Origin of the sequence: Streptomyces sp. NPDC052687 (assembly GCF_040678395.1) — a bacterium.
Taxonomy (GTDB): domain Bacteria; phylum Actinomycetota; class Actinomycetes; order Streptomycetales; family Streptomycetaceae; genus Streptomyces.
On sequence record NZ_JBFATR010000001.1, the window covers coordinates 159,533 to 183,284 of the forward strand.

The 23,752-nt window shown below is 69.5% G+C and carries 20 protein-coding genes and 3 tRNA genes; 19 read left to right on the forward strand and 4 right to left on the reverse strand.

Translation table 11 applies throughout. The features are described 5' to 3' along the window. Window positions 1–20: 20 nt before the first annotated feature. Together AB0K92_RS00810 and AB0K92_RS00815 are read right to left on the reverse strand one after the other, a co-directional pair. A complete protein-coding gene (locus AB0K92_RS00810; RefSeq protein ID WP_365918126.1) occupies window positions 21–677 on the reverse strand; it encodes an NAD(P)H-binding protein in 657 nt (218 codons plus the stop codon). A 90-nt stretch (window positions 678–767) separates the two neighbouring features. Continuing rightward, complete coding sequence (locus tag AB0K92_RS00815; protein ID WP_365918128.1) at window positions 768–2,024, reverse strand: amidohydrolase family protein; 1,257 nt, start codon at window positions 2,022–2,024, stop codon at window positions 768–770. A gap of 233 nt (window positions 2,025–2,257) precedes the next feature. On the opposite strand from AB0K92_RS00815, the gene AB0K92_RS00820 reads away from it, so the two are divergent. From AB0K92_RS00820 to AB0K92_RS00855, 8 genes are all read left to right on the forward strand, one after another. Next, window positions 2,258–2,330, forward strand: a tRNA-Thr gene (locus AB0K92_RS00820). Window positions 2,331–2,376: 46 nt separating this feature from the next. Then, window positions 2,377–2,449: transfer RNA gene (locus AB0K92_RS00825), tRNA-Met, on the forward strand. A 90-nt stretch (window positions 2,450–2,539) separates the two neighbouring features. Next, window positions 2,540–2,704 carry a 50S ribosomal protein L33 gene (rpmG, locus tag AB0K92_RS00830; RefSeq protein ID WP_003948671.1) on the forward strand — a complete coding sequence of 55 codons (165 nt, stop codon included), beginning with the start codon at window positions 2,540–2,542 and terminating at the stop codon, window positions 2,702–2,704. Window positions 2,705–2,844: 140 nt separating this feature from the next. Beyond that, entirely contained in the window at window positions 2,845–3,297 is a 453-nt protein-coding gene (locus tag AB0K92_RS00835) for a MaoC family dehydratase N-terminal domain-containing protein (protein WP_365918130.1), read from the forward strand. A gap of 5 nt (window positions 3,298–3,302) precedes the next feature. After that, window positions 3,303–3,731 (forward strand): MaoC family dehydratase, encoded by a 429-nt coding sequence (locus AB0K92_RS00840; protein ID WP_166001473.1) that lies wholly within the window; start codon window positions 3,303–3,305, stop codon window positions 3,729–3,731. A gap of 198 nt (window positions 3,732–3,929) precedes the next feature. After that, window positions 3,930–4,499: a TetR/AcrR family transcriptional regulator gene (locus AB0K92_RS00845; protein WP_365918133.1), complete on the forward strand. Its 570-nt coding sequence runs from the start codon at window positions 3,930–3,932 to the stop codon at window positions 4,497–4,499. A 115-nt stretch (window positions 4,500–4,614) separates the two neighbouring features. After that, window positions 4,615–6,057: a DHA2 family efflux MFS transporter permease subunit gene (locus AB0K92_RS00850; protein WP_365918135.1), complete on the forward strand. Its 1,443-nt coding sequence runs from the start codon at window positions 4,615–4,617 to the stop codon at window positions 6,055–6,057. A gap of 89 nt (window positions 6,058–6,146) precedes the next feature. After that, window positions 6,147–7,202, forward strand: a complete 1,056-nt coding sequence (locus tag AB0K92_RS00855) for a UDP-N-acetylmuramate dehydrogenase (RefSeq protein ID WP_365918137.1) — start codon at window positions 6,147–6,149, stop codon at window positions 7,200–7,202. A 28-nt stretch (window positions 7,203–7,230) separates the two neighbouring features. Here the strand turns inward: AB0K92_RS00855 and AB0K92_RS00860 are convergent, their stop codons facing one another. Then, window positions 7,231–8,268, reverse strand: coding sequence for an adenosine deaminase (locus tag AB0K92_RS00860; protein ID WP_365918139.1), 1,038 nt, complete (start codon window positions 8,266–8,268; stop codon window positions 7,231–7,233). A gap of 119 nt (window positions 8,269–8,387) precedes the next feature. Further along, on the reverse strand, window positions 8,388–9,614 hold the full coding sequence (locus AB0K92_RS00865) for a pyridoxal phosphate-dependent aminotransferase (RefSeq protein ID WP_365918141.1): 1,227 nt from the start codon (window positions 9,612–9,614) through the stop codon (window positions 8,388–8,390). Between the two features lie 305 nt (window positions 9,615–9,919). Between AB0K92_RS00865 and AB0K92_RS00870 the strand changes: the two genes are divergently transcribed. The 11 genes from AB0K92_RS00870 to AB0K92_RS00920 all read left to right on the forward strand — a co-directional run bounded on the left by AB0K92_RS00870 (window position 9,920) and on the right by AB0K92_RS00920 (window position 23,694). Beyond that, window positions 9,920–9,992, forward strand: a tRNA-Trp gene (locus tag AB0K92_RS00870). A gap of 104 nt (window positions 9,993–10,096) precedes the next feature. Further along, complete coding sequence (gene secE / locus AB0K92_RS00875) at window positions 10,097–10,384, forward strand: preprotein translocase subunit SecE (protein WP_166001484.1); 288 nt, start codon at window positions 10,097–10,099, stop codon at window positions 10,382–10,384. Between the two features lie 77 nt (window positions 10,385–10,461). Beyond that, entirely contained in the window at window positions 10,462–11,328 is an 867-nt protein-coding gene (nusG, locus tag AB0K92_RS00880; protein WP_365918143.1) for a transcription termination/antitermination protein NusG, read from the forward strand. A gap of 259 nt (window positions 11,329–11,587) precedes the next feature. Then, on the forward strand, window positions 11,588–11,824 hold the full coding sequence (locus tag AB0K92_RS00885) for a hypothetical protein (protein ID WP_365918145.1): 237 nt from the start codon (window positions 11,588–11,590) through the stop codon (window positions 11,822–11,824). Between the two features lie 132 nt (window positions 11,825–11,956). Beyond that, the gene (rplK, locus tag AB0K92_RS00890; protein ID WP_019525223.1) at window positions 11,957–12,391 is read left to right on the forward strand and encodes a 50S ribosomal protein L11; all 435 of its coding nucleotides are present in this window, start codon (window positions 11,957–11,959) and stop codon (window positions 12,389–12,391) included. 83 nt (window positions 12,392–12,474) lie between these two features. After that, on the forward strand, window positions 12,475–13,200 hold the full coding sequence (rplA, locus tag AB0K92_RS00895; RefSeq protein ID WP_166001492.1) for a 50S ribosomal protein L1: 726 nt from the start codon (window positions 12,475–12,477) through the stop codon (window positions 13,198–13,200). Between the two features lie 218 nt (window positions 13,201–13,418). Beyond that, window positions 13,419–14,261 carry an LppX_LprAFG lipoprotein gene (locus tag AB0K92_RS00900; protein WP_365918147.1) on the forward strand — a complete coding sequence of 281 codons (843 nt, stop codon included), beginning with the start codon at window positions 13,419–13,421 and terminating at the stop codon, window positions 14,259–14,261. Between the two features lie 329 nt (window positions 14,262–14,590). Next, the gene (rplJ, locus tag AB0K92_RS00905; protein ID WP_145829782.1) at window positions 14,591–15,121 is read left to right on the forward strand and encodes a 50S ribosomal protein L10; all 531 of its coding nucleotides are present in this window, start codon (window positions 14,591–14,593) and stop codon (window positions 15,119–15,121) included. A gap of 119 nt (window positions 15,122–15,240) precedes the next feature. Continuing rightward, entirely contained in the window at window positions 15,241–15,630 is a 390-nt protein-coding gene (gene rplL, locus AB0K92_RS00910) for a 50S ribosomal protein L7/L12 (RefSeq protein WP_086734027.1), read from the forward strand. A gap of 568 nt (window positions 15,631–16,198) precedes the next feature. Beyond that, window positions 16,199–19,684 (forward strand): DNA-directed RNA polymerase subunit beta, encoded by a 3,486-nt coding sequence (rpoB, locus tag AB0K92_RS00915; protein WP_166001497.1) that lies wholly within the window; start codon window positions 16,199–16,201, stop codon window positions 19,682–19,684. A gap of 110 nt (window positions 19,685–19,794) precedes the next feature. Continuing rightward, a complete protein-coding gene (locus AB0K92_RS00920) occupies window positions 19,795–23,694 on the forward strand; it encodes a DNA-directed RNA polymerase subunit beta' (RefSeq protein ID WP_166001499.1) in 3,900 nt (1,299 codons plus the stop codon). Window positions 23,695–23,752: the final 58 nt, after the last annotated feature.

The window sequence follows — 23,752 nt, forward strand, 5'->3', positions numbered from 1 at the left end:
CCGTCCGCCCCGCGCGGCGGTCACTCACCGGCGACCGACTTCACCGCCACGGACACCGGCGTCGACCCGCCGACCAGCTCCAGGGTCAGACCGGCCGTCGCCGGGGTCTCCAGCAACTCGACCAGGACGGCGGCCACATCGTCGCGCGGGACCGCGCCCCGGCCCGTGTGCGCCTCCAGGCGGACCAGTCCGGTGCCGGGGTCGTTCGTCAGCGAACCGGGGCGCAGGATCGTCCAGTCGAGCGCGTCCAGGCCCCGTACGTACGCGTCCGCCTCGCCCTTGGCGCGCAGGTAGACGTCGAAGATCTCGTCGCCCTCGTGCCGCGGGTCCGCGCCCATCGACGACACGACCAGGAAACGCCGTACCCCCGCGCGGACCGCGGCGTCCGCGAACAGCACCGCCGCGCCCTTGTCCACGGTGTCCTTGCGCGCCGCCCCGCTGCCGGGCCCGGCGCCCGCCGCGAACACCGCCGCGTCCGCGCCCTGAAGATGCGCCGCGACCTCCTCGACCGTGGCCGACTCCAGGTCCAGCAGCACCGGTTCGGCGCCCGCTTCCCGCAGGTCGTCGCCCTGTTCCTCGCGGCGGATGAGCCCCGCCGGCTCGTAGCCGCGCAGGGCGAGCAGCCGCTCGAGCCGCAGCGCGATCTGACCATGTCCACCAGCGATGACAATGCGCATGTCTTCGACCGTACGCCCCCGCGACCACTCGCGCCGCCGTACGCCCCCACCCCCCGCCGACCGGGCCCTGCCGCGCCCCCCGCACACCCCTCAGGAAGGCCCGCCCCGTCCCTGTCGCGGCAGTCCCGGCTCCACCGCCGAGTCGCAGTACTCCCGCACCGCGCTCGTCCGGGTCACCACGCGCCCCTGGTGCACCACGATCCGGCTCTGGGCCAGGGAGAGCGCGCCGGACAGCCGGTCGGCGCGCAGGGCGAGGAGTTCGGCCGGGAAACCGGCCTCCACGCGGACCGGGGGCAGGCCCAGGGCCGCCCGCGCGGAGGCGCTGACGGTGTCGTAGGCGTCCTCGGGGGAGAGGCCGTGGCCCGAGGCGAGGAGGTAGGCGGCCTCCAGCGGGTCCCCGCGCCCCACGGGGTTGGACACGTCGCGCAGCGCGCCGCTCCCGGCCGCGACCCGGACGCCGGCGGCGCGCAGCAGCCGTACGGGCGCCGTCCCGCGTCCCTCCACGCCCCCGCAGCCGCCCTGCAGCAGGCACACCACCGTCACGCCGGCCGCGGCGAGCTGGTCCGCCGTCCGGGCGGCGACAGCGGCGGGCAGGCGCGCGAGAGAGGCGCACGGCCCGATCGTCACGCCGGGACGCAGGCCGCCCGCCATGGCGGCGAGCCGGGCCAGCCGCGCCGGGTCGGCGGCGTCGGTGTGCAGGTCGACGGGGCAGCCGTGCTCCGAGGCGACCTCCAGCACGGCCTCGACGTAGCCCGCCGGGTCCGGGTCCGCGTCGGGACAGCCGCCCACCACACAGGCGCCCATCTTCACCGCGTCCCGCAGCATCGCCAGGCCGTCCGCACCGGCCGCCCCGGTCAGCACCCGCGGCATCGCCACCGTCGTCAGCTCCACGAGCCCGCGCAGCGCGCGCCGCGCCCGCAGGACGGCCCGCAGTGCGCCGAGCCCCTGGACGTCGCCCACGCGCACGTGCGCCCGCACCGCGGTGGCCCCGTGGCCGAGCTGGAGCAGGGCGGCCTCCGTGGCCCGGCGCTGGACGTCCCGCGGGTCGTGGGAGACCGGCCCGTCCGCGTCGGCGGACAGCGCGGTGTCCGCGTGGGCGTGCGGTTCGGCGGGGGCCGGGAGGAGCAGATAGCCGGTCAGGTCGACTCGGGCGCCGTCCGCGCGGGTACCGCCGCCCAGGCTGCCGGCCGTGCCGACCGCCTCGATCCGCCCGCCGCCGAGCCGTACGTCCACGGTGCGGCCGTCCGTCAGCCGCGCCCCGCACAGCAGCAGGCCCCCGTCGGACCGTCCCGGCGAGCCCGACGGGGACGAGGACGAGCGGGGCGGCTGCGGCTGGCTGTCGGGCATCGCGCTCCAGTGGCTCGGGGGCTGTGCCGGGGGCACAAGATCACAGAGAGTGAGTCGAGCGTAGGACGACGGCCCTGCTGGGGCGGGGAGGAGCGCAATAGTCGTACCGGTGTGGTTCCGCGGACCGGAGCGCCGCGCGGGGCTCGGGTGAGGCCTGTGGCAAGGGCCGGGGCGGGGGTCCCGGGAACGGATTTGGGCGAACGGCGGGCAACCGTGTAATGTCTTCCTCGCTCGCCCCAATAGCTCAGTCGGCAGAGCGTCTCCATGGTAAGGAGAAGGTCAACGGTTCGATTCCGTTTTGGGGCTCTGATGTGAGAGGTTCCCGCCGCGAGGCGGGGCCCGATCGCATCGCAGCGGTGTAGCTCAGTCGGTAGAGCAAGCGGCTCATAATCGCTGTGTCACCGGTTCAAGTCCGGTCACCGCTACTCAAAGTAGCCGATTGCCGGGTCGGTCCGACGATCGGCTACTCTTCATGTGCGTTCATTTCTAGTCCCCGTTCGTCAAGGAGCACTCACGTGGCTGCCACCGACGTCCGCCCGAAGATCACGCTGGCCTGCGTGGAGTGCAAGGAGCGGAACTACATCACCAAGAAGAACCGGCGTAACAACCCGGACCGTCTTGAGATGAAGAAGCACTGCCCGCGTTGCAACGCGCACACCGCGCACCGCGAAACGCGATAAAAAGGCTCGTTCACGAGGCCGCCCCCGCAGTACCGGGGGGCGGCCTCGTGGCGTTTGCGGCCGCTGGGCCGGACCGTTCGCCGGTCGTCCCCAGCCGTCCGTCCGGTCATCCACAGCAAGACATCAGGAGGTGCCGAGCCATGGCGCTCGACCAGTCCTTCGTGGGGCGGACCTACCCGCCCACCGAGCCCTACGAGGTGGGCCGGGAGAAGATCCGGGAGTTCGCGGAGGCGGTGGGAGACGCCAACCCGGCCTACACCGACCCGGAGGCCGCCAAGGCGCTCGGCCACCCCGATGTGATCGCCCCGCCGACCTTTGTGTTCGCCATCACGTTCAAGGCCGCGGGTGAGGTCGTCGCCGACCCGCAGCTGGGCCTGGACTACAGCCGCGTGGTGCACGGCGACCAGAAGTTCGCCTACCGGCGCCCGGTGCGCGCGGGCGACCGGCTGAGGGTCACCTCGACCATCGAGGCGATCAAGTCGATGGCCGGCAACGACGTCCTGGACATCCGCGGCGAGGTGCACGACGAGGCCGGTGAGCACGTCGTGACCGCCTGGACCAAGCTCGTGGCCCGCGCGGCCGAGGAGGCGTGAGCAAGATGACCGCCAGCATCGCGTACGCCGACGTCGAGGTCGGCACCGAACTGCCCGCACAGACCTTCCCCGTGACCCGCGCCACGCTCGTGCGGTACGCGGGCGCCTCGGGCGACTTCAACCCGATCCACTGGAACGAGAAGTTCGCCAAGGAGGTCGGACTGCCGGACGTCATCGCGCACGGCATGTTCACCATGGCCGAGGCGATCCGCGTGGTCACCGACTGGGTCGGCGACCCGGGCGCGGTCGTCGAGTACGGCGTCCGCTTCACCCGGCCCGTCGTCGTCCCGAACGACGACCAGGGGGCGACCATCGAGGTCAGCGGCAAGGTCGCCGCCAAGCTCGACGACAACACGGTCCGCGTGGACCTCACCGCGACCAGCGGCGGCCAGAAGGTGCTGGGCATGTCCCGCGCGGTCGTCCGCCTCGCCTGACCCCCCAGGTCACCGGAGCAAGGGGCGCCTGTCCATGACGGGTGCCCCTCATGCATGGCTGCCTTCATGCGCGGCCGCCCTTCACGCATGGCTGCCCTCATGTTCGGCCGCCCTCATGCATGGGCTGCTCCTGACACACGAAAGCCCTGCCCACAGACCCCCTTGACGAAGTTAGTGATTGGGCACTAACTTAGTCGCATGGTCAGGATGAGCGCAGAAGAGCGACGCGAAAGCGTCATCCGCGCGGCGATCGCCGAGTTCGCGCAGAACGGCTACCACGGCACGTCCACCGACGCGATCGCCAAGCGCGTGGGTGTCTCGCAGCCGTACCTCTTCCGCCTCTTCCCCGGCAAGAAGGCGATCTTCCTCGCGGCCGCCGAGCGCTGCCTGGAGGACATGCGCCGGACGTTCGAGGAGGCGGCGGGCGACCTCAAGGGAGAGGAGGCCCTGCATGCCATGGCCGAGGCGTACAACGTGCTGCTCGCCAAGGAGCCGGAGCGGCTCCAGATGCAGCTCCAGACGTACGTCGCGGTGGCCGCCGCCGAGGCGGACGGGGATCACGAGTTCGGCGAGATGGTCCGCCGCGGCTGGATGGAGCTGTGGGACACCGTCCACCTGCCCCTCGGGGCGGACATCGCCGAGACGACGACCTTCATGGCGTTCGGCATGCTCGTCAACACCCTGACGGCGATGGGTTTCCCGCCGGAGCACCGGGTGTGGAGCGGGCTCTACGACTCGGCGAAGACCAAGAGGGTGGCGCACCACTAGACCACCGGGATCACCAGGGGCGGCACGGCTCTGTGCGCCTTTTCACGCCCGTAGAAGTTAGTCATCAATAACTAACCAACGTTCGTTCGATACTTGCTCACGCTCTGGGGGAGCGATGTCACAGCAGACCGCACCGCGCGGAGGAGTCCTCTGGGCCCTCCTGATCACCAGCGTCGCCGGATTCATGGCGGCCCTCGACAACCTCGTCGTCACCACCGCACTGCCCTCCATCCGCGAGGACCTCGGCGGCGCGCTGCACGACCTGGAGTGGACCGTGAGCGCCTACACGCTCACCTTCGCCGTCCTGCTGATGACCGGCGCGGCACTAGGCGACCGATTCGGCCGCCGCCGGCTGTTCGTCATCGGACTGGTCATCTTCACCGGCGCGTCCGCCGCCGCGGCCCTGGCACCGGGCATCGACTTCCTGATCGCCGCCCGCGCGGTGCAGGGCGTCGGAGCGGCCGTCATGACACCGCTCACCCTGACCCTCCTCACGGCAGCCGTCCCGGCTGAGAAGCGCGGCATGGCGTACGGCATCTGGGGAGCCGTCAACGGGCTCGCGGTCGCCTCCGGACCGCTCATCGGCGGCACCCTCACCGAGCACATCTCCTGGCAGTGGATCTTCTGGCTGAACGTGCCGCTCGGTCTCGCCCTGATCCCGCTGGCCCGCCTGCGGCTGAAGGAGTCCCACGGCGCCGACACCCCGCTCGACATCCGCGGCACCGTACTCGCCAGCGGCGGCCTCTTCGGCATCGTCTACGGCCTGGTGCGCGGCCCCGTCGACGGCTGGAACGGCGCGACCGTACTGACCGCCCTGATCACCGGCACCGTCCTGCTCGGCGCGTTCATCGGGCACGGCATCCGCGCCCGCAACCCCATGCTGCCGATGCGCCTGTTCCGCTCCCGCGCCTTCGCCGGCATCAACGCGGCCGGACTGATGATGTTCCTGGGCATGTTCGGCTCGATCTTCCTGCTCAGCCAGTACATGCAGGGCGTGCTCGGCTACTCGCCCACCGAGGCCGGACTGCGCATGCTGCCGTGGACCGCCATGCCCATGGTGATCGCCCCGATCGCCGGCATCCTGTCCGACCGCGTCGGCGGCCGTCCGATCGTCGCCGCGGGCCTCTTCCTCCAGGCAGCCGGCCTCGGCTACCTCGCCTTCGCCGCCACGGCCGACGCCTCCTACGCCTCCCAGCTGCCCGGACTGATCCTCGGCGGCTTCGGCATGGCCCTGTACTTCGCCCCGTCCTCCGCGCTCGTCATGTCCAGCGTGGCCGTCAGCGAGCAGGGCATCGCCTCCGGTGCCAACAACGCGCTTCGCGAGGTGGGCGGCGCGCTCGGCATCGCGATCATGTCCTCCGTCTTCACGGCCCAGGGCGGCTACGAGTCCGCCCAGACCTTCGTCGACGGCCTGCGGCCCGCCCTCGTGGTCGGCGCCGCGGTGGTCGCCCTGGCGGCAGCGGCGGCCCTCGCCATCCCGCGCTCCCGCCCCGCCCAGGCGGCCCCCGGCGCCCCGGCGGCCAGCGGGGAACCGGTCCTGGAGACCGCCGGCCGCTGAGCCCCGCCGCGTACGGCCCCGCCCTCTCCCGGGCGGGGCCGTACCCGTGCGTACCGGGACTGTCGGTGCCGTCTCGTAGTCTTGGCCCCGTGCAGGAACTCCACGACGCCCCCCTCGCCCCGCTGACCACCTTCCGGCTGGGCGGCCCCGCCACTCGCCTGGTCACCGCCGAGACCGACGCCGAGGTGATCGCCGCGGTCCGCGAGGCCGACGCCGGCGGGACGCCCCTGCTGCTCATCGGCGGCGGCTCCAACCTCGTCATCGGCGACAAGGGCTTCGACGGCACCGCCCTGCGCATCGCCACGCGCGGCCTCACCCTCGACGGCACCACCCTGGAGCTGGCCGCCGGCGAGGTGTGGACCGACGCCGTCGCCCGCACCGTCGAGGCCGGCCTCGCCGGCATCGAGTGCCTCGCCGGCATCCCCGGCTCCGCGGGCGCCACCCCGATCCAGAACGTCGGCGCGTACGGCCAGGAGGTCTCCTCCACCATCACCGAGGTGATCGCCTACGACCGCCGCGCCGGCGAGACGGTGACCCTCTCCAACGAGGACTGCGCCTTCGGCTACCGCCACAGCCGCTTCAAGTCCGACCCCGAGCGGTACGTCGTCCTGCGCGTCCGCTTCCGCCTGGAGGACGCCGGCGGCCTCTCCGCGCCGGTCAAGTACGCCGAGACGGCCCGCGCCCTCGGCGTCGAGCCCGGCGACCGCGTGCCGCTCGCCGACGCCCGCGAGACCGTCCTGAAACTGCGCGCCGGCAAGGGCATGGTCCTCGACCCGGAGGACCACGACACCTGGTCCGCCGGCTCCTTCTTCACCAACCCCATCCTCACCGACGCCCAGTTCGCCGCCTTCCGGGCGCGCGTCCGCGAGCGCCTGGGCGCCGACGCCGAACCCCCCGCCTACCCGGCCGGACCGGGCCACACCAAGACCTCCGCGGCCTGGCTGATCGACAAGGCGGGCTTCACCAAGGGCTACGGCACCGGCCCCGCCCGCATCTCCACCAAGCACACCCTCGCCCTCACCAACCGCGGGAACGCCACCACGGAGGACCTGCTCGCCCTCGCCCGCGAGGTGGTCGCCGGGGTCCACGAGGCCTTCGGGATCACGCTGGTCAACGAGCCGGTGACGGTGGGCGTCAGCCTCTGACGGCCCCCGGCCCGGGGCCCCCGGCCTCTCACACCGGCGTGGTCAGCCACCGGTCCACCCCCGCCAGCAGCTCCGCCTTCACTCCCTCCGGCGCCACCGACGCCCGGATCGACTGCCGGGCCAGCTCCGCCAGCTCCGCGTCCGTGAAGCCGTGATGCTCCCGGGCGAGCTCGTACTGCGCGGCCAGCCGCGAACCGAACAGCAGCGGATCGTCCGCGCCCAGCGCCATCGGCACCCCCGCCTCGAACAAGGTCCGCAGCGGCACGTCCTCCGGCTTCTCGTACACCCCCAGCGCCACGTTCGAGGCCGGACACACCTCGCAGGTCACCTGCCGGTCCGCGAGCCGCTTCAGCAGCCGGGGGTCCTGCGCGGCCTGCACCCCGTGACCGATGCGGTTCGCGCCCAGATCGTCGAGACAGTCCCGTACCGACGACGGCCCGGCCAGTTCCCCGCCGTGCGGCACCGACAGCAGCCCGCCCTCCCGCGCGATCGCGAACGCCCGGTCGAAGTCCCGGGCCATACCGCGCCGCTCGTCGTTGGAGAGCCCGAACCCGACGACGCCCCGGTCCGCGTACCGCACCGCCAGCCGCGCCAGCGTCCGCGCGTCCAGCGGATGCTTCATCCGGTTCGCGGCGACCAGCACCCGCATCCCCAGGCCGGTCTCCCGCACGGCCGTGTCCACCGCGTCCAGGATCACCTCCATCGCGGGGATCAGCCCGCCCAGCCGGGGGGCGTACGACGTCGGATCCACCTGGATCTCCAGCCACCGGGAGCCGTCCTTCAGATCCTCCTCCGCGGCCTCCCGCACCAGCCGCTGGATGTCCTCCGGCGACCGCAGGCACGAGCGCGCCGCGTCGTACAGCCGCTGGAACCGGAACCAGCCCCGCTCGTCCGTCGCGCGCAGACTCGGCGGCTCGCCGCTGACCAACGCCTCGCTCAGCGCGTCCGGCAGTCGTACGCCGTACTTGTCGGCCAGCTCCAGCAGGGTGCCCGGCCGCATGGACCCGGTGAAGTGCAGGTGCAGATGGGCTTTCGGCAGCTCAGAGAGATCACGTACGCGCTCCATTCCCAGATCCTGCCGTACGCCCCCGCCGCCTCGGTAGCCCGTTCCCCGATCGTGGTCTTGCTCGCACAAACAAAGGGGGCGCCCGCCGTGTCCGGCAGGCGCCCCCGACAGGGCGGACGTCAGTCCCTGGCCTCCGCCAGCAGCTTCTGGATCCGCGAGACGCCCTCGACGAGGTCCTCGTCACCCAGCGCGTACGACAGCCGCAGGTACCCCGGCGTGCCGAACGCCTCACCCGGCACCACGGCGACCTCCGCCTCGTCCAGGATCAGCGCGGCCAGCTCGACCGAGTCCTGCGGACGCCTGCCGCGGATCTCCTTGCCGAGCAGCCCCTTCACCGACGGGTACGCGTAGAAGGCGCCCTCCGGCTCCGGGCAGATCACGCCGTCGATCTCGTTCAGCATCCGCACGATCGTCTTGCGGCGCCGGTCGAACGCCTCCCGCATCGCCGCGACCGCGTCGAGGTCACCGGAGACCGCCGCGAGCGCGGCGACCTGTGCCACGTTGGACACGTTCGACGTGGCGTGCGACTGGAGGTTCGTCGCGGCCTTGACGACGTCCTTCGGGCCGATGATCCACCCGACCCGCCAGCCGGTCATCGCGTACGTCTTGGCGACGCCGTTGACGACGACGCACCTGTCGCGCAGCTCCGGCAGGATCGCCGGCAGCGAGGTGAACGTCGCGTCGCCGTAGACCAGGTGCTCGTAGATCTCGTCGGTGAGCACCCACAGGCCGTGCTCGACGGCCCAGCGGCCGATCGCCTCGGCCTCGGCCGCGCTGTAGACCGCGCCGGTCGGGTTCGACGGGGAGACGAAGAGGACGACCTTCGTCCGCTCGGTGCGGGCCGCCTCCAGCTGCTCCACGCTCACCCGGTAGCCGGTGGTCTCGTCGGCGACGACCTCCACCGGGACACCGCCGGCCAGCCGGATCGACTCCGGGTAGGTGGTCCAGTACGGCGCCGGGACGATGACCTCGTCGCCCGGGTCGAGGATCGCGGCGAACGCCTCGTAGATCGCCTGCTTGCCGCCGTTGGTGACCAGCACCTGCGACGGGTCCACCTCGTAGCCGGAGTCGCGCAGCGTCTTCTCGGCGATCGCGGCCTTCAGCTCGGGCAGGCCGCCGGCCGGGGTGTAGCGGTGGTACTTCGGGTTCCTGCAGGCCTCGACGGCCGCCTCGACGATGTAGTCCGGGGTCGGGAAGTCGGGCTCGCCGGCGCCGAAGCCGATCACCGGACGCCCGGCGGCCTTCAGGGCCTTCGCCTTGGCGTCCACGGCGAGGGTGGCGGACTCGGAGATCGCGCCGACTCGGGCGGAGACCCGGCGCTCGGTGGGAGGGGTTGCAGCGCTCATGGAGCCCATCGTTCCAGACCCGAAACGCGCCCGGCACACGGGTTTCACGGAGTGAACTTGTCCGGGCAGAGCACGGAACATCCGTCCGGATCCCCGCGCCGGCCTGGGTGATCTTCCGGTGCAGGCGCGCAGCTTTCCCGCCGGACACCGGCCGGCCCTGCCGCGCCGGGCACCGTCATGGGTGCTTTCTGTTCGACGCCCGGCCTCGGACCACGTACACTCTCACCTCGTTGGCTCTCACGGGCCGCACTCGTCCGGTGCACACCGAGCACCCGTCCGGATGCGGTACGTTGGGGGACAGACAAAGGGTCGTAGCTCAATTGGTAGAGCACCGGTCTCCAAAACCGGCGGTTGGGGGTTCAAGTCCCTCCGGCCCTGCTACACACACCGCCAGGATGTGTGCGCAGGTACGTACAGCAATGCACCGCCGTGCGGCTCAGACCGGGCGCGGCACGGCCACGACCCGGGATCAGGTGAGGACTATGACGGACGCCGTGGGCTCCATCGACACGCCTGATGCCCAGGACGAGGCGCCCGAGTCGAAGAAGAGGACTCGCAAAGGCGGCAAGCGCGCGAAGAAGGGCCCGCTGAAGCGGCTCGCCCTCTTCTACCGCCAGATCGTCGCGGAACTCCGCAAGGTCGTCTGGCCCACGCGCAGCCAGCTGACGACGTATACGACCGTTGTGATCATCTTCGTCGTCATCATGATCGGCCTGGTCACCGTGATTGACTATGGGCTCGACCACGCAGCCAAGTACGTCTTCGGCTGAGCCAAGAGCGAAGGGCGCCGTCACTGGCGCCCCTTTCGCGTGTTCCACCCGTATGTATCCAGGAAGAAGCAGCCACCGTGTCTGACCCGAACCTGAACGACGCCATCGAGCCGGATGCGTCCGTGGATGACGAGCTCGACATCGTCGAGGGCGCGGACGAGGACCTGGACGAGGTCGAGGCTGCCGACGCCGAGGAGCCGGCCGAGGAGGCCGCCCTCGAGGTGACCGACGAGGACGAGGCCGAGGACGCCGAAGAGGCCGAGGCCGAGGACGCCGAAGAGGCCGAGGCCGCCGCCGAAGCCGAGGAGGCCGAGGCGGAGCCCGAGCTCGACCCGGTCGAGAAGCTCCGCCAGGAGCTGCGCAGCCTGCCCGGCGAGTGGTACGTGATCCACACTTACGCCGGTTACGAGAACCGCGTGAAGACCAACCTGGAGCAGCGCGCCGTCTCGCTGAACGTCGAGGACTACATCTTCCAGGCCGAGGTGCCGCAGGAAGAGGTCGTCCAGATCAAGAACGGCGACCGCAAGACCATCCGTCAGAACAAGCTCCCCGGCTACGTCCTGGTGCGCATGGACCTGACGAACGAGTCCTGGGGCGTCGTCCGCAACACCCCCGGCGTCACCGGCTTCGTGGGCAACGCCTACGACCCGTACCCGCTGACCCTGGACGAGATCGTCAAGATGCTCGCCCCGGAGGCGGAGGAGAAGGCCGCCCGCGAGGCCGCCGAGGCCGAGGGCAAGCCGGCCCCGCAGCGCAAGGTCGAGGTCCAGGTGCTGGACTTCGAGGTCGGCGACTCGGTCACCGTCACCGACGGCCCGTTCGCCACGCTCCAGGCGACCATCAACGAGATCAACCCGGACTCGAAGAAGGTCAAGGGCCTGGTGGAGATCTTCGGCCGCGAGACGCCGGTCGAGCTGTCCTTCGACCAGATCCAGAAGAACTGAGCGCGAGCAGCGAGCGCGAGGTACTGAGCACGTCGACGTCCGAGGGCGCCCCGCCGGTGAGCACCGGGCCGGGGCGCCCTCGGCGTGTCCGCGCCGTGACGGCCGCCGCGCTCCTCTGCTCGCGCTGACGTACGTGGTGTGCTTCTCCGCCGCCCGGCAGCGCCGAGGCCCGGGGCGGCACACCGGCCTGCGCCGTCTTCCACGACGGCGCCTGCCTCCTCGGCGGGTGCCGTGTGACGTTCCCGGCCGCGGGGAGCCGGTGACGGCCGCGCTGCCGGCCGGGACGCGGGCCGGCGGGCTCGCCGACGGCGACTCCGCGGCCGTGCTGCACGTGCCCGGCGAGCCGGGGCGGGCCGTCCTCGCGGACGACGCCGGGCGCGGAAGCGTGGCCCTGCTGCTCGCGCTGCCGCTGGCGGCGACCCTCGCCGCGCTCGCCGCCGGGGCGGCGCACCTGGGCCGCGGCGAGCGGCGCGCCCGGCCCGTGCGGCCCTCCTGACCAGGGCGATTTCTGGTCCGGAGGAAGCAGGGGCTATCGTTGTGCGGTATGCCATCTGCCTGGATCACGCTCCGGCGCCGATCCCCCTGTCGCAGGTGGTAATCAACCTCTCAGTAAGGACCCGGAGAGAGCATGCCTCCCAAGAAGAAGAAGGTCACGGGGCTCATCAAGCTCCAGATCCAGGCCGGTGCCGCCAACCCGGCCCCGCCGGTCGGCCCCGCGCTGGGTCAGCACGGCGTCAACATCATGGAGTTCTGCAAGGCCTACAACGCCGCGACCGAGTCGCAGCGCGGTTGGGTCATCCCGGTGGAGATCACGGTCTACGAGGACCGTTCCTTCACCTTCATCACCAAGACCCCTCCGGCCGCCAAGATGATCCTCAAGGCCGCGGGCGTGGAGAAGGGCTCCGGCGAGCCGCACAAGACCAAGGTCGCGAAGATCACCCGCGAGCAGGTCCGCGAGATCGCCACCACCAAGATGCCCGACCTCAACGCCAACGACCTGGACGCCGCCGAGAAGATCATCGCCGGCACCGCCCGTTCCATGGGCGTCACGGTCGAGGGCTGACCCTCACCCCCGTAGCAACAGCAGAAGTGTGGAAGGGCCTGCTCGGCCCGGACCACGACTCCTAGACTCAACAGGAGCTTTAAGTGAGCAAGCGCAGCAAGTCTCTCCGCGCTGCGGACGCCAAGATCGACCGGGAGAAGCTCTACGCTCCCCTCGAGGCCGTCCGTCTCGCCAAGGAGACCTCCACGACCAAGTTCGACGGCACCGTCGAGGTCGCCTTCCGCCTGGGTGTCGACCCGCGCAAGGCCGACCAGATGGTCCGTGGCACCGTGAACCTCCCGCACGGCACCGGTAAGACCGCCCGGGTCCTGGTCTTCGCGACCGGTGACCGTGCCGAGGCCGCGCGTGCCGCGGGCGCCGACATCGTCGGCGCCGACGAGCTGATCGACGAGGTCGCGAAGGGCCGTCTGGACTTCGACGCCGTCGTCGCCACCCCGGACCTCATGGGCAAGGTCGGCCGCCTCGGCCGCGTGCTCGGTCCCCGTGGTCTGATGCCGAACCCGAAGACCGGCACCGTGACCCCGGACGTCGCCAAGGCTGTCACCGACATCAAGGGCGGCAAGATCGAGTTCCGTGTCGACAAGCACGCGAACCTGCACTTCATCATCGGCAAGACGTCGTTCGACGACACCAAGCTGGTGGAGAACTACGGCGCGGCCCTGGAGGAGATCCTCCGTCTGAAGCCGTCCGCCGCCAAGGGTCGCTACATCAAGAAGGCCGCCATCACCACCACGATGGGCCCCGGCATCCCGGTCGACCCGAACCGCACCCGCAACCTCCTCGTCGAGGAGGACCCGGCCGCGGTCTGAGCCTGAGGCTCACCCGAACCGGTTCACGGGCCCCGCACCCTTCCTGGGTGCGGGGCCCGTTCCCGTTTCCGGGCCGCCGTGCGGCGCTGTGCGGCGCGATCGGCGCCCTGTGGCACCTGAGCCTCCGGGAAATACGAGGCCCTCGGTTCTTCCTCTCGGATAGGCTCGCGGCCTCTGTGTTCAGGCTGTGTCAGCCATGTGTCCCGTGGGGGGAATCCATGAAGTCCGCCAGGTCCGCCAAGCCGTCCATATCCGCCGCCGCGCTCGCCGCCCTGCTGCTCGCCGGCGGTGCCGTGAGCTGCGGGACCGAGGAAGCGCCCGCGATGTCGCCGGCGGCGGCCGTCGCCAAGGCGGCGAAGAACACGGAGGACATCTCCTCCCTCCGCTACCGCATGAAGGGCGAGATCCCCCAGCAGGGCCACGTCGAGGCCGAGGCGTCCCTGCGGACGAAGCCCTCCATGGCCATGAGCATGAAGATGTCGGCGCTCGACCAGGGCCCGGAGGGCACCGTCGAGATCCGCCTCGTCGACAAGGCGATGTACATCGGCGGCGGCCCGGAGATGGCCAAGGAGATGGACGGCAAGAGCTGGATGAAGTTCGACCTGTCCGCGCTCGGCGCCGACAAGGAGATGAACCAGCTCGGCGCCGCGGGCACGGCCGAGAAGAACCCGGCCGCGGAGACCGCCCTCCTCACCGGCGCCGAGGACGTCGAGCGCGTCGGCACCGAGAAGGTCGACGGCGTGGAGACCACCCGCTACTCGGGCACGGTCACCCTCGACGAGTTCCGCGACTCCCTGAAGGACGAGGACAGGGCCACCCGCGAGCGCCGCGAGAAGAGCCTCGACCAGTACGAGAAGATGGGCGTCGACAAGATCACCATGGACATGTGGGTGGACGGCGAGGACCACACCAAGCAGTTCCGGGTGCGCGGCAAGGCCGACGGCGGCCCGCTCGACCTGACCATCACCTTCCTCGACGTCAACGAGCCGGTGAAGGTCACCGCCCCGCCCGCCGGGGAGGTCGCCGACCTCGCGGAGATGATGCGCGAGAGCGGCGCCTGACCGCCGTGACCGGTCCTCCGGCCGGCGTACCCGATCGTCCCGCGGTGACCGGATTTGCTTGACGGCGATCCGGTCACGTACTCTCCTACCGAAGCCAAAGACCGCTGGTCGTTGCCGTGCGCTCACACGAGGGCGCGGTGGCCGAAGGATCCGCTGAACTGCGGACGACCCGCGCAGGTGACAGTGGAAGTGCTCCCGGATCGGTTCCGCCCGTACGGAATCCGTCTGGTCGAGCTACGCCCCGTGCGCCTGCGCCGGGGCGTTTCGTTTTCCCCAGTCCTCCTTCGGGTCCGCGCGGTCCGAATCACCCGGAAGGAGGCCGAGGCTCTATGGCGAGGCCCGACAAGGCTGCCGCGGTTGCCGAACTGACGGACAAGTTCCGCAGCTCCAACGCCGCCGTGCTGACCGAGTACCGCGGTCTCACCGTGGCGCAGCTCAAGACGCTGCGTCGTTCGCTCGGTGAGAACGCCCAGTACGCCGTGGTGAAGAACACGCTGACCAAGATTGCGGCCAACGAGGCCGGGATCACGCTGGACGACCAGCTCTTCGCTGGTCCGACGGCCGTCGCCTTCGTCACCGGTGACCCGGTGGAGTCGGCGAAGGGTCTCCGTGACTTCGCCAAGGAGAACCCCAATCTCGTCATCAAGGGCGGTGTCCTTGACGGCAAGGCGCTGTCCGCCGACGAGATCAAGAAGCTTGCGGACCTCGAGTCCCGCGAGGTTCTGCTGTCCAAGCTGGCCGGTGCCTTCAAGGCGAAGCAGTCCCAGGCTGCCTCCGTCTTCCAGGCCCTGCCCTCGAAGCTCGTCCGCACCGTGGACGCGCTCCGTGCCAAGCAGGACGAGCAGGGCGGTGCCGAGTAATTCGGCTCGCTTTCTGATCCTCGCCGCCTGAGCGCGGCAAGGGTCGCAGCGGGCCCGAACGTACGCCCGCCTCACCCAGTACATCCGGCACCTGCCGATTGAGTGGAAGGACCGCCATCATGGCGAAGCTCACCCAGGACGAGCTGCTTGCCCAGTTCGAGGAGATGACCCTCATCGAGCTCTCCGAGTTCGTGAAGGCCTTCGAGGAGAAGTTCGACGTCACCGCCGCCGCTGCCGCGCCGGTCGTCGTCGCCGGTGGTGCCGCTGGTGGCGCCGCCGCCGAGGCCGCCGAGGAGAAGGACGAGTTCGACGTCATCCTCACCGGCGCCGGCGACAAGAAGATCCAGGTCATCAAGGTCGTGCGCGAGCTGACCTCCCTGGGTCTGAAGGAGGCCAAGGACCTCGTCGACGGCACCCCGAAGCCGGTCCTCGAGAAGGTCAACAAGGAGCAGGCCGACAAGGCCGCCGAGGCCCTCAAGGGCGCCGGCGCCTCCGTCGAGGTCAAGTAAGACCTCGCGGGTCGCACCGCACTCCCGCGACGCCGAGCACAGCCGCCTGAGGCGTAGCCTCGCGAGGCTGTAACGCGAACGCACCGAAGAGCGATCATCCATCCGGGTGGTCGCTCTTCGGCGTTCTCGGGGGGCGGGCCGCGCTTGCCTTGCGCCCCCCGTGGGGAGGGGTAAGGTGATCTTCGTCGTGTCTCCGGAGCGCCTGGTTCCGGCCAAGGGGGCCTTGACGAACCGCACGCAGCGCGCAATTCTCAGGACGCGTCGTCACAACGGTCCGAATCCGAGGCATGGATCGACGACGAAGAGGGCAGTATCAACGTGCGTTGAGGGCAGGCATGACGCAGGCGTTGAGAACAAGGGTCTCCGGAATCCGGGGCTGGACATCAGTGTGCCGAGTGGCTACACTGACCCTTTGCGCTGCCTGTTAGCTGTCCCCTGCCCGTCACCAGGGGTCTGCCCTCACCCGAGCACGGCACCTCGTCCCCTCTGACCTGGGGAAAGTGTCTCTGCATTTGGGGGAGGGGCCGGTACGCGCGTAGTGAGTCCGAGCCCTCGGAAGGACCCCCTCTTGGCCGCCTCGCGCAACGCCTCGACCGCGAATACGAACAACGCTGCCAGCACCGCCCCGCTGCGCATCTCCTTTGCAAAGATCAAGGAGCCCCTCGAGGTTCCGAACCTTCTCGCGCTCCAGACCGAGAGCTTCGACTGGCTGCTCGGCAACGACGCGTGGAAGGCTCGCGTCGAGGAGGCCCTCGAGAACGGTCAGGACGTCCCCACCAAGTCCGGTCTGGAGGAGATCTTCGAGGAGATCTCCCCGATCGAGGACTTCAGCGGGTCGATGTCGCTGACCTTCCGCGACCACCGCTTCGAGCCGCCGAAGAACTCGATCGACGAGTGCAAGGAGCGCGACTTCACCTACGCCGCGCCGCTCTTCGTCACGGCCGAGTTCACGAACAACGAGACCGGCGAGATCAAGTCCCAGACGGTCTTCATGGGCGACTTCCCGCTCATGACCAACAAGGGCACCTTCGTCATCAACGGCACCGAGCGTGTCGTGGTGTCGCAGCTGGTCCGTTCGCCGGGTGTCTACTTCGACTCCACCATCGACAAGACCTCCGACAAGGACATCTTCTCCGCCAAGATCATCCCGTCCCGGGGTGCCTGGCTGGAGATGGAGATCGACAAGCGCGACATGGTCGGTGTCCGCATCGACCGCAAGCGCAAGCAGTCCGTGACCGTCCTCCTCAAGGCGCTCGGCTGGACGACCGAGCAGATCCTCGAGGAGTTCGGCGAGTACGAGTCCATGCGCGCCACCCTGGAGAAGGACCACACCCAGGGCCAGGACGACGCGCTGCTCGACATCTACCGCAAGCTGCGTCCGGGCGAGCCCCCCACGCGTGAGGCCGCGCAGACGCTGCTCGAGAACCTCTACTTCAACCCCAAGCGCTACGACCTCGCCAAGGTCGGCCGCTACAAGGTCAACAAGAAGCTGGGTACGGACACCCCGCTGGACGCGGGCATCCTGACCGTCGAGGACATCATCGCGACGATCAAGTACCTGGTGAAGCTGCACGCCGGCGAGACCGAGACCACCGGCGACAACGGCGAGACGGTCGTCGTCGAGACCGACGACATCGACCACTTCGGCAACCGTCGTCTGCGCAGCGTCGGCGAGCTCATCCAGAACCAGGTCCGCACGGGTCTGGCGCGTATGGAGCGCGTCGTCCGCGAGCGGATGACGACCCAGGACGTCGAGGCGATCACGCCGCAGACCCTGATCAACATCCGGCCGGTCGTCGCCTCCATCAAGGAGTTCTTCGGCACCAGCCAGCTGTCCCAGTTCATGGACCAGAACAACCCGCTGTCCGGGCTGACGCACAAGCGTCGTCTGTCCGCGCTCGGCCCGGGTGGTCTCTCCCGTGAGCGGGCCGGCTTCGAGGTCCGCGACGTGCACCCGTCGCACTACGGCCGTATGTGCCCGATCGAGACCCCCGAAGGCCCGAACATCGGTCTGATCGGCTCGCTCGCCACCTACGGTCGCGTCAACGCCTTCGGTTTCGTCGAGACGCCGTACCGCAAGGTGATCGACGGCCAGGTCACGGACGAGGTCAACTACCTCACCGCCGACGAGGAAGACCGCTTCGTCATCGCGCAGGCCAACGCGCCGCTCACCGACGACATGCGGTTCGCCGAGGCCCGCGTGCTGGTCCGCCGCCGTGGCGGCGAGGTCGACTACGTCGCGCCCGAGGACGTGGACTACATGGACGTCTCGCCGCGCCAGATGGTGTCGGTCGCGACCGCCATGATCCCCTTCCTCGAGCACGACGACGCCAACCGTGCCCTCATGGGCGCGAACATGATGCGCCAGGCCGTTCCGCTCATCCAGGCGGAGGCCCCGCTCGTCGGCACCGGCATGGAGTACCGCTCCGCCGTCGACGCCGGCGACGTCGTCAAGGCCGAGAAGGCCGGTGTGGTCCAGGAGGTCTCCGCGGACTACATCACCACCGCCAACGACGACGGCACGTACATCACGTACCGCCTGGCCAAGTTCGCCCGCTCCAACCAGGGCACCTCGGTCAACCAGAAGGTCATCGTCAACGAGGGCGACCGGGTCGTCGAGGGCCAGGTCCTCGCCGACGGTCCGGCCACCCAGAACGGCGAGATGGCCCTCGGCAAGAACCTGCTCGTGGCGTTCATGCCGTGGGAGGGTCACAACTACGAGGACGCGATCATCCTGTCGCAGCGCCTCGTGCAGGACGACGTCCTCTCCTCGATCCACATCGAGGAGCACGAGGTCGACGCCCGTGACACCAAGCTCGGCCCCGAGGAGATCACCCGGGACATCCCGAACGTCTCCGAGGAGGTCCTCGCCGACCTCGACGAGCGCGGCATCATCCGCATCGGCGCCGAGGTCATCGCCGGTGACATCCTCGTCGGCAAGGTCACGCCCAAGGGTGAGACCGAGCTGACGCCGGAGGAGCGCCTGCTGCGCGCGATCTTCGGTGAGAAGGCCCGTGAGGTCCGTGACACCTCGCTGAAGGTGCCGCACGGTGAGACCGGCAAGGTCATCGGCGTGCGCGTCTTCGACCGCGAGGAGGGCGACGAGCTGCCGCCCGGCGTCAACCAGCTGGTGCGTGTGTATGTTGCGCAGAAGCGCAAGATCACCGACGGTGACAAGCTCGCCGGCCGCCACGGCAACAAGGGTGTCATCTCCAAGATCCTGCCGATCGAGGACATGCCGTTCCTGGAGGACGGCACCCCGGTCGACATCATCCTCAACCCGCTGGGTGTGCCGTCCCGGATGAACCCGGGACAGGTGCTGGAGATCCACCTCGGCTGGCTCGCCAGCCGCGGCTGGGACGTCTCCGGCCTGGCCGACGAGTGGGCGCAGCGCCTCCAGGCGATCGGCGCCGACAAGGTCGAGCCCGGCACCAACGTGGCCACCCCGGTCTTCGACGGTGCGCGAGAGGACGAGCTGGCGGGTCTGCTGCAGCACACCATCCCGAACCGCGACGGCGAGCGCATGGTGCTCCCGTCCGGCAAGGCGCGGCTGTTCGACGGCCGTAGCGGTGAGCCGTTCCCGGACCCGATCTCGGTCGGCTACATGTACATCCTGAAGCTGCACCACCTGGTCGACGACAAGCTGCACGCCCGCTCGACCGGCCCGTACTCGATGATCACCCAGCAGCCGCTGGGTGGTAAGGCCCAGTTCGGTGGCCAGCGGTTCGGCGAGATGGAGGTGTGGGCACTCGAGGCCTACGGCGCCGCCTACGCCCTCCAGGAGCTGCTGACCATCAAGTCCGACGACGTCACCGGCCGCGTGAAGGTCTACGAGGCCATCGTCAAGGGCGAGAACATCCCCGAACCCGGCATCCCCGAGTCCTTCAAGGTGCTCATCAAGGAGATGCAGTCTCTCTGCCTGAACGTGGAGGTGCTGTCCAGCGACGGTATGTCCATCGAGATGCGTGACACCGACGAGGATGTCTTCCGCGCTGCGGAGGAGCTCGGTATCGACCTGTCCCGGCGCGAGCCGAGCAGCGTCGAAGAGGTCTGACGGGAGTCCGGTCCGGAGGTTCAGCGATGAAGATCCCTGAGCCTCCGGCCGGCCCCAGGACCCCCGTATCAGACCCCAAGACTTACGACCCTGAGAGGGATTGACGCATAGTGCTCGACGTCAACTTCTTCGACGAGCTCCGGATCGGCCTGGCCACCGCTGACGACATCCGTCAGTGGAGCCACGGCGAGGTCAAGAAGCCCGAGACCATCAACTACCGCACCCTCAAGCCCGAAAAGGACGGACTCTTCTGCGAGAAGATCTTCGGTCCGACCCGGGACTGGGAGTGCTACTGCGGCAAGTACAAGCGCGTCCGCTTCAAGGGCATCATCTGCGAGCGGTGTGGCGTCGAGGTCACCCGCGCCAAGGTGCGCCGTGAGCGGATGGGCCACATCGAGCTCGCCGCCCCCGTCACGCACATCTGGTACTTCAAGGGCGTCCCGTCGCGCCTCGGCTACCTGCTCGACCTCGCTCCGAAGGACCTGGAGAAGGTCATCTACTTCGCGGCGTACATGATCACGTACGTCGACGAGGAGCGCCGTCAGCGCGACCTGCCCTCGCTGGAGGCCCACGTCTCCGTCGAGCGCCAGCAGATCGAGCAGCGCCGCGACGCCGACCTGGAGGCCCGCGCCAAGAAGCTCGAGTCCGACCTGGCCGAGCTGGAGGCCGAGGGCGCCAAGGCCGACGTGCGCCGCAAGGTGCGCGAGGGTGCCGAGCGCGAGATGAAGCAGCTGCGCGACCGCGCGCAGCGCGAGATCGACCGCCTCGACGAGGTGTGGAACCGCTTCAAGAACCTCAAGGTCCAGGACCTGGAGGGCGACGAGCTGCTCTACCGCGAGCTGCGGGACCGCTTCGGCACGTACTTCGACGGCTCGATGGGTGCCGCGGCGCTCCAGAAGCGCCTGGAGTCCTTCGACCTCGAGGAGGAGGCCGAGAAGCTCCGCGAGATCATCCGTACCGGCAAGGGCCAGAAGAAGACCCGTGCGCTCAAGCGCCTGAAGGTCGTCTCCGCGTTCCTGCAGACCAGCAACAGCCCCAAGGGCATGGTGCTGGACTGCGTGCCGGTCATCCCGCCGGACCTGCGTCCGATGGTGCAGCTGGACGGTGGCCGCTTCGCGACCTCCGACCTGAACGACCTGTACCGCCGTGTCATCAACCGCAACAACCGCCTGAAGCGGCTTCTCGACCTCGGCGCGCCCGAGATCATCGTGAACAACGAGAAGCGCATGCTCCAGGAGGCCGTGGACGCGCTGTTCGACAACGGCCGCCGCGGCCGTCCGGTCACCGGACCGGGCAACCGCCCGCTGAAGTCCCTCAGCGACATGCTGAAGGGCAAGCAGGGCCGCTTCCGCCAGAACCTGCTCGGCAAGCGTGTGGACTACTCCGCGCGTTCCGTGATCGTCGTCGGTCCGCAGCTGAAGCTGCACCAGTGCGGTCTGCCCAAGGCGATGGCGCTGGAGCTGTTCAAGCCGTTCGTGATGAAGCGCCTGGTCGACCTGAACCACGCGCAGAACATCAAGAGCGCCAAGCGCATGGTGGAGCGCGGCCGCACGGTCGTGTACGACGTCCTCGAAGAGGTCATCGCCGAGCACCCGGTGCTGCTGAACCGTGCTCCCACCCTGCACCGCCTCGGCATCCAGGCCTTCGAGCCGCAGCTGGTCGAGGGCAAGGCCATCCAGATCCACCCGCTCGTCTGCACCGCGTTCAACGCGGACTTCGACGGTGACCAGATGGCCGTGCACCTGCCGCTGTCCGCGGAGGCGCAGGCCGAGGCCCGCATCCTGATGCTGTCCTCGAACAACATCCTCAAGCCCGCCGACGGCCGTCCGGTGACGATGCCGACCCAGGACATGGTGCTGGGTCTGTACTTCCTCACCACGGACGCCGAGGGCCGCGAGATCAAGGGCGAGGACCGCGCGTTCTCCTCGGTCGCCGAGGCGATCATGGCGTTCGACGCCGGCGAGCTGTCGCTCCAGGCGCCGGTCGACATCCGCTTCCCGGTGGGCACCATCCCGCCGCGCGGCTGGGAGCCGCCGGCCCGCGAGGAGGGCGAGCCGGAGTGGCAGCAGGGTGACAGCTTCACCCTGAAGACCACGCTGGGCCGCGCGCTCTTCAACGAGCTGCTGCCCGAGGACTACCCGTTCGTCGACTACGAGGTCGGCAAGAAGCAGCTCTCCCAGATCGTCAACGACCTGGCGGAGCGCTACCCGAAGGTCATCGTGGCGGCGACGCTCGACAACCTGAAGGCGGCCGGCTTCTACTGGGCGACCCGTTCCGGTGTCACCGTGGCCATCTCCGACGTCGTCGTCCCCGAGGCGAAGAAGGAGATCGTCAAGGGCTACGAGGCGCAGGACGAGAAGGTCCAGAAGCAGTACGAGCGCGGTCTGATCACGAAGGACGAGCGGACCCAGGAGCTCATCGCGATCTGGACCAAGGCCACCAACGACGTGGCCGAGGCCATGACGGGCAACTTCCCGAAGACCAACCCGATCTTCATGATGGTCAACTCGGGTGCCCGAGGAAACATGATGCAGATGCGTCAGATCGCCGGTATGCGCGGTCTGGTGTCGAACGCGAAGAACGAGACCATCCCGCGGCCCATCAAGGCGTCGTTCCGTGAGGGTCTGTCCGTGCTGGAGTACTTCATCTCCACCCACGGTGCCCGTAAGGGTCTCGCCGACACCGCCCTGCGTACCGCCGACTCGGGTTACCTCACCCGTCGTCTGGTCGACGTCTCCCAGGACGTGATCATCCGCGAGGAGGACTGCGGCACCGACCGCGGTCTGCGCCTGGCGATCGCCGAGCGCGGCGAGGACGGCTCGCTCATCAAGGCCGAGAACGTCGAGACGTCCGTGTACGCGCGCTGCCTCGCCGAGGACATCGTCGTGGACGGCAAGGTGCTGGCCCCGGCCGGCACCGACCTGGGCGACGTGCTCATCGACGAGCTGATCACCCACGGCGTCGCCGAGGTCAAGACCCGCTCGGTCCTGACCTGTGAGTCCGCGGTCGGCACCTGCGCCATGTGCTACGGCCGTTCGCTGGCCACCGGCAAGCTGGTCGACATCGGTGAGGCGGTCGGCATCATCGCCGCCCAGTCCATCGGTGAGCCCGGTACCCAGCTGACGATGCGTACCTTCCACACCGGTGGTGTGGCCGGTGACGACATCACCCAGGGTCTGCCGCGTGTCGTCGAGCTCTTCGAGGCCCGTACCCCGAAGGGTGTCGCCCCGATCTCCGAGGCCGCCGGCCGCGTGCGGATCGAGGAGACCGAGAAGACCAAGAAGATCGTCATCACGCCGGACGACGGCAGCGACGAGATGGCCTACCCCATCTCCAAGCGCGCCCGTCTGATGGTCAGCGAGGGCGAGCACGTCGAGGTGGGCCAGAAGCTCACCGTGGGTGCCACCAACCCGCACGACGTGCTGCGCATCCTGGGCCAGCGTGCCGTCCAGGTCCACCTGGTCGGCGAGGTCCAGAAGGTGTACAACTCGCAGGGTGTGTCGATCCACGACAAGCACATCGAGATCATCATCCGGCAGATGCTGCGCCGCGTGACGATCATCGAGTCGGGCGACGCCGAGCTGCTGCCCGGCGAGCTGGTCGAGCGCTCCCGCTTCGAGCAGGAGAACCGTCGTGTGGTCCAGGAGGGCGGTCACCCGGCCTCCGGTCGTCCGCAGCTGATGGGTATCACCAAGGCCTCGCTGGCGACGGAATCCTGGCTGTCGGCCGCCTCCTTCCAGGAGACGACCCGAGTCCTGACGGACGCGGCGATCAACGCCAAGTCCGACAGCCTCATCGGCCTCAAGGAGAACGTCATCATCGGTAAGCTCATCCCGGCCGGTACGGGTCTGTCCCGCTACCGCAACATCCGGGTCGAGCCGACCGAGGAGGCCAAGGCCGCGATGTACTCGGCCGTCGGCTACGACGACATCGACTACTCGCCGTTCGGCACGGGCTCCGGCCAGGCCGTTCCGCTGGAGGACTACGACTACGGTCCGTACAACCAGTAAGCGAGTCGCCTGAACGCGAAGGGCGGTCACCCCGGCGGGTGGCCGCCCTTCGGCGTGT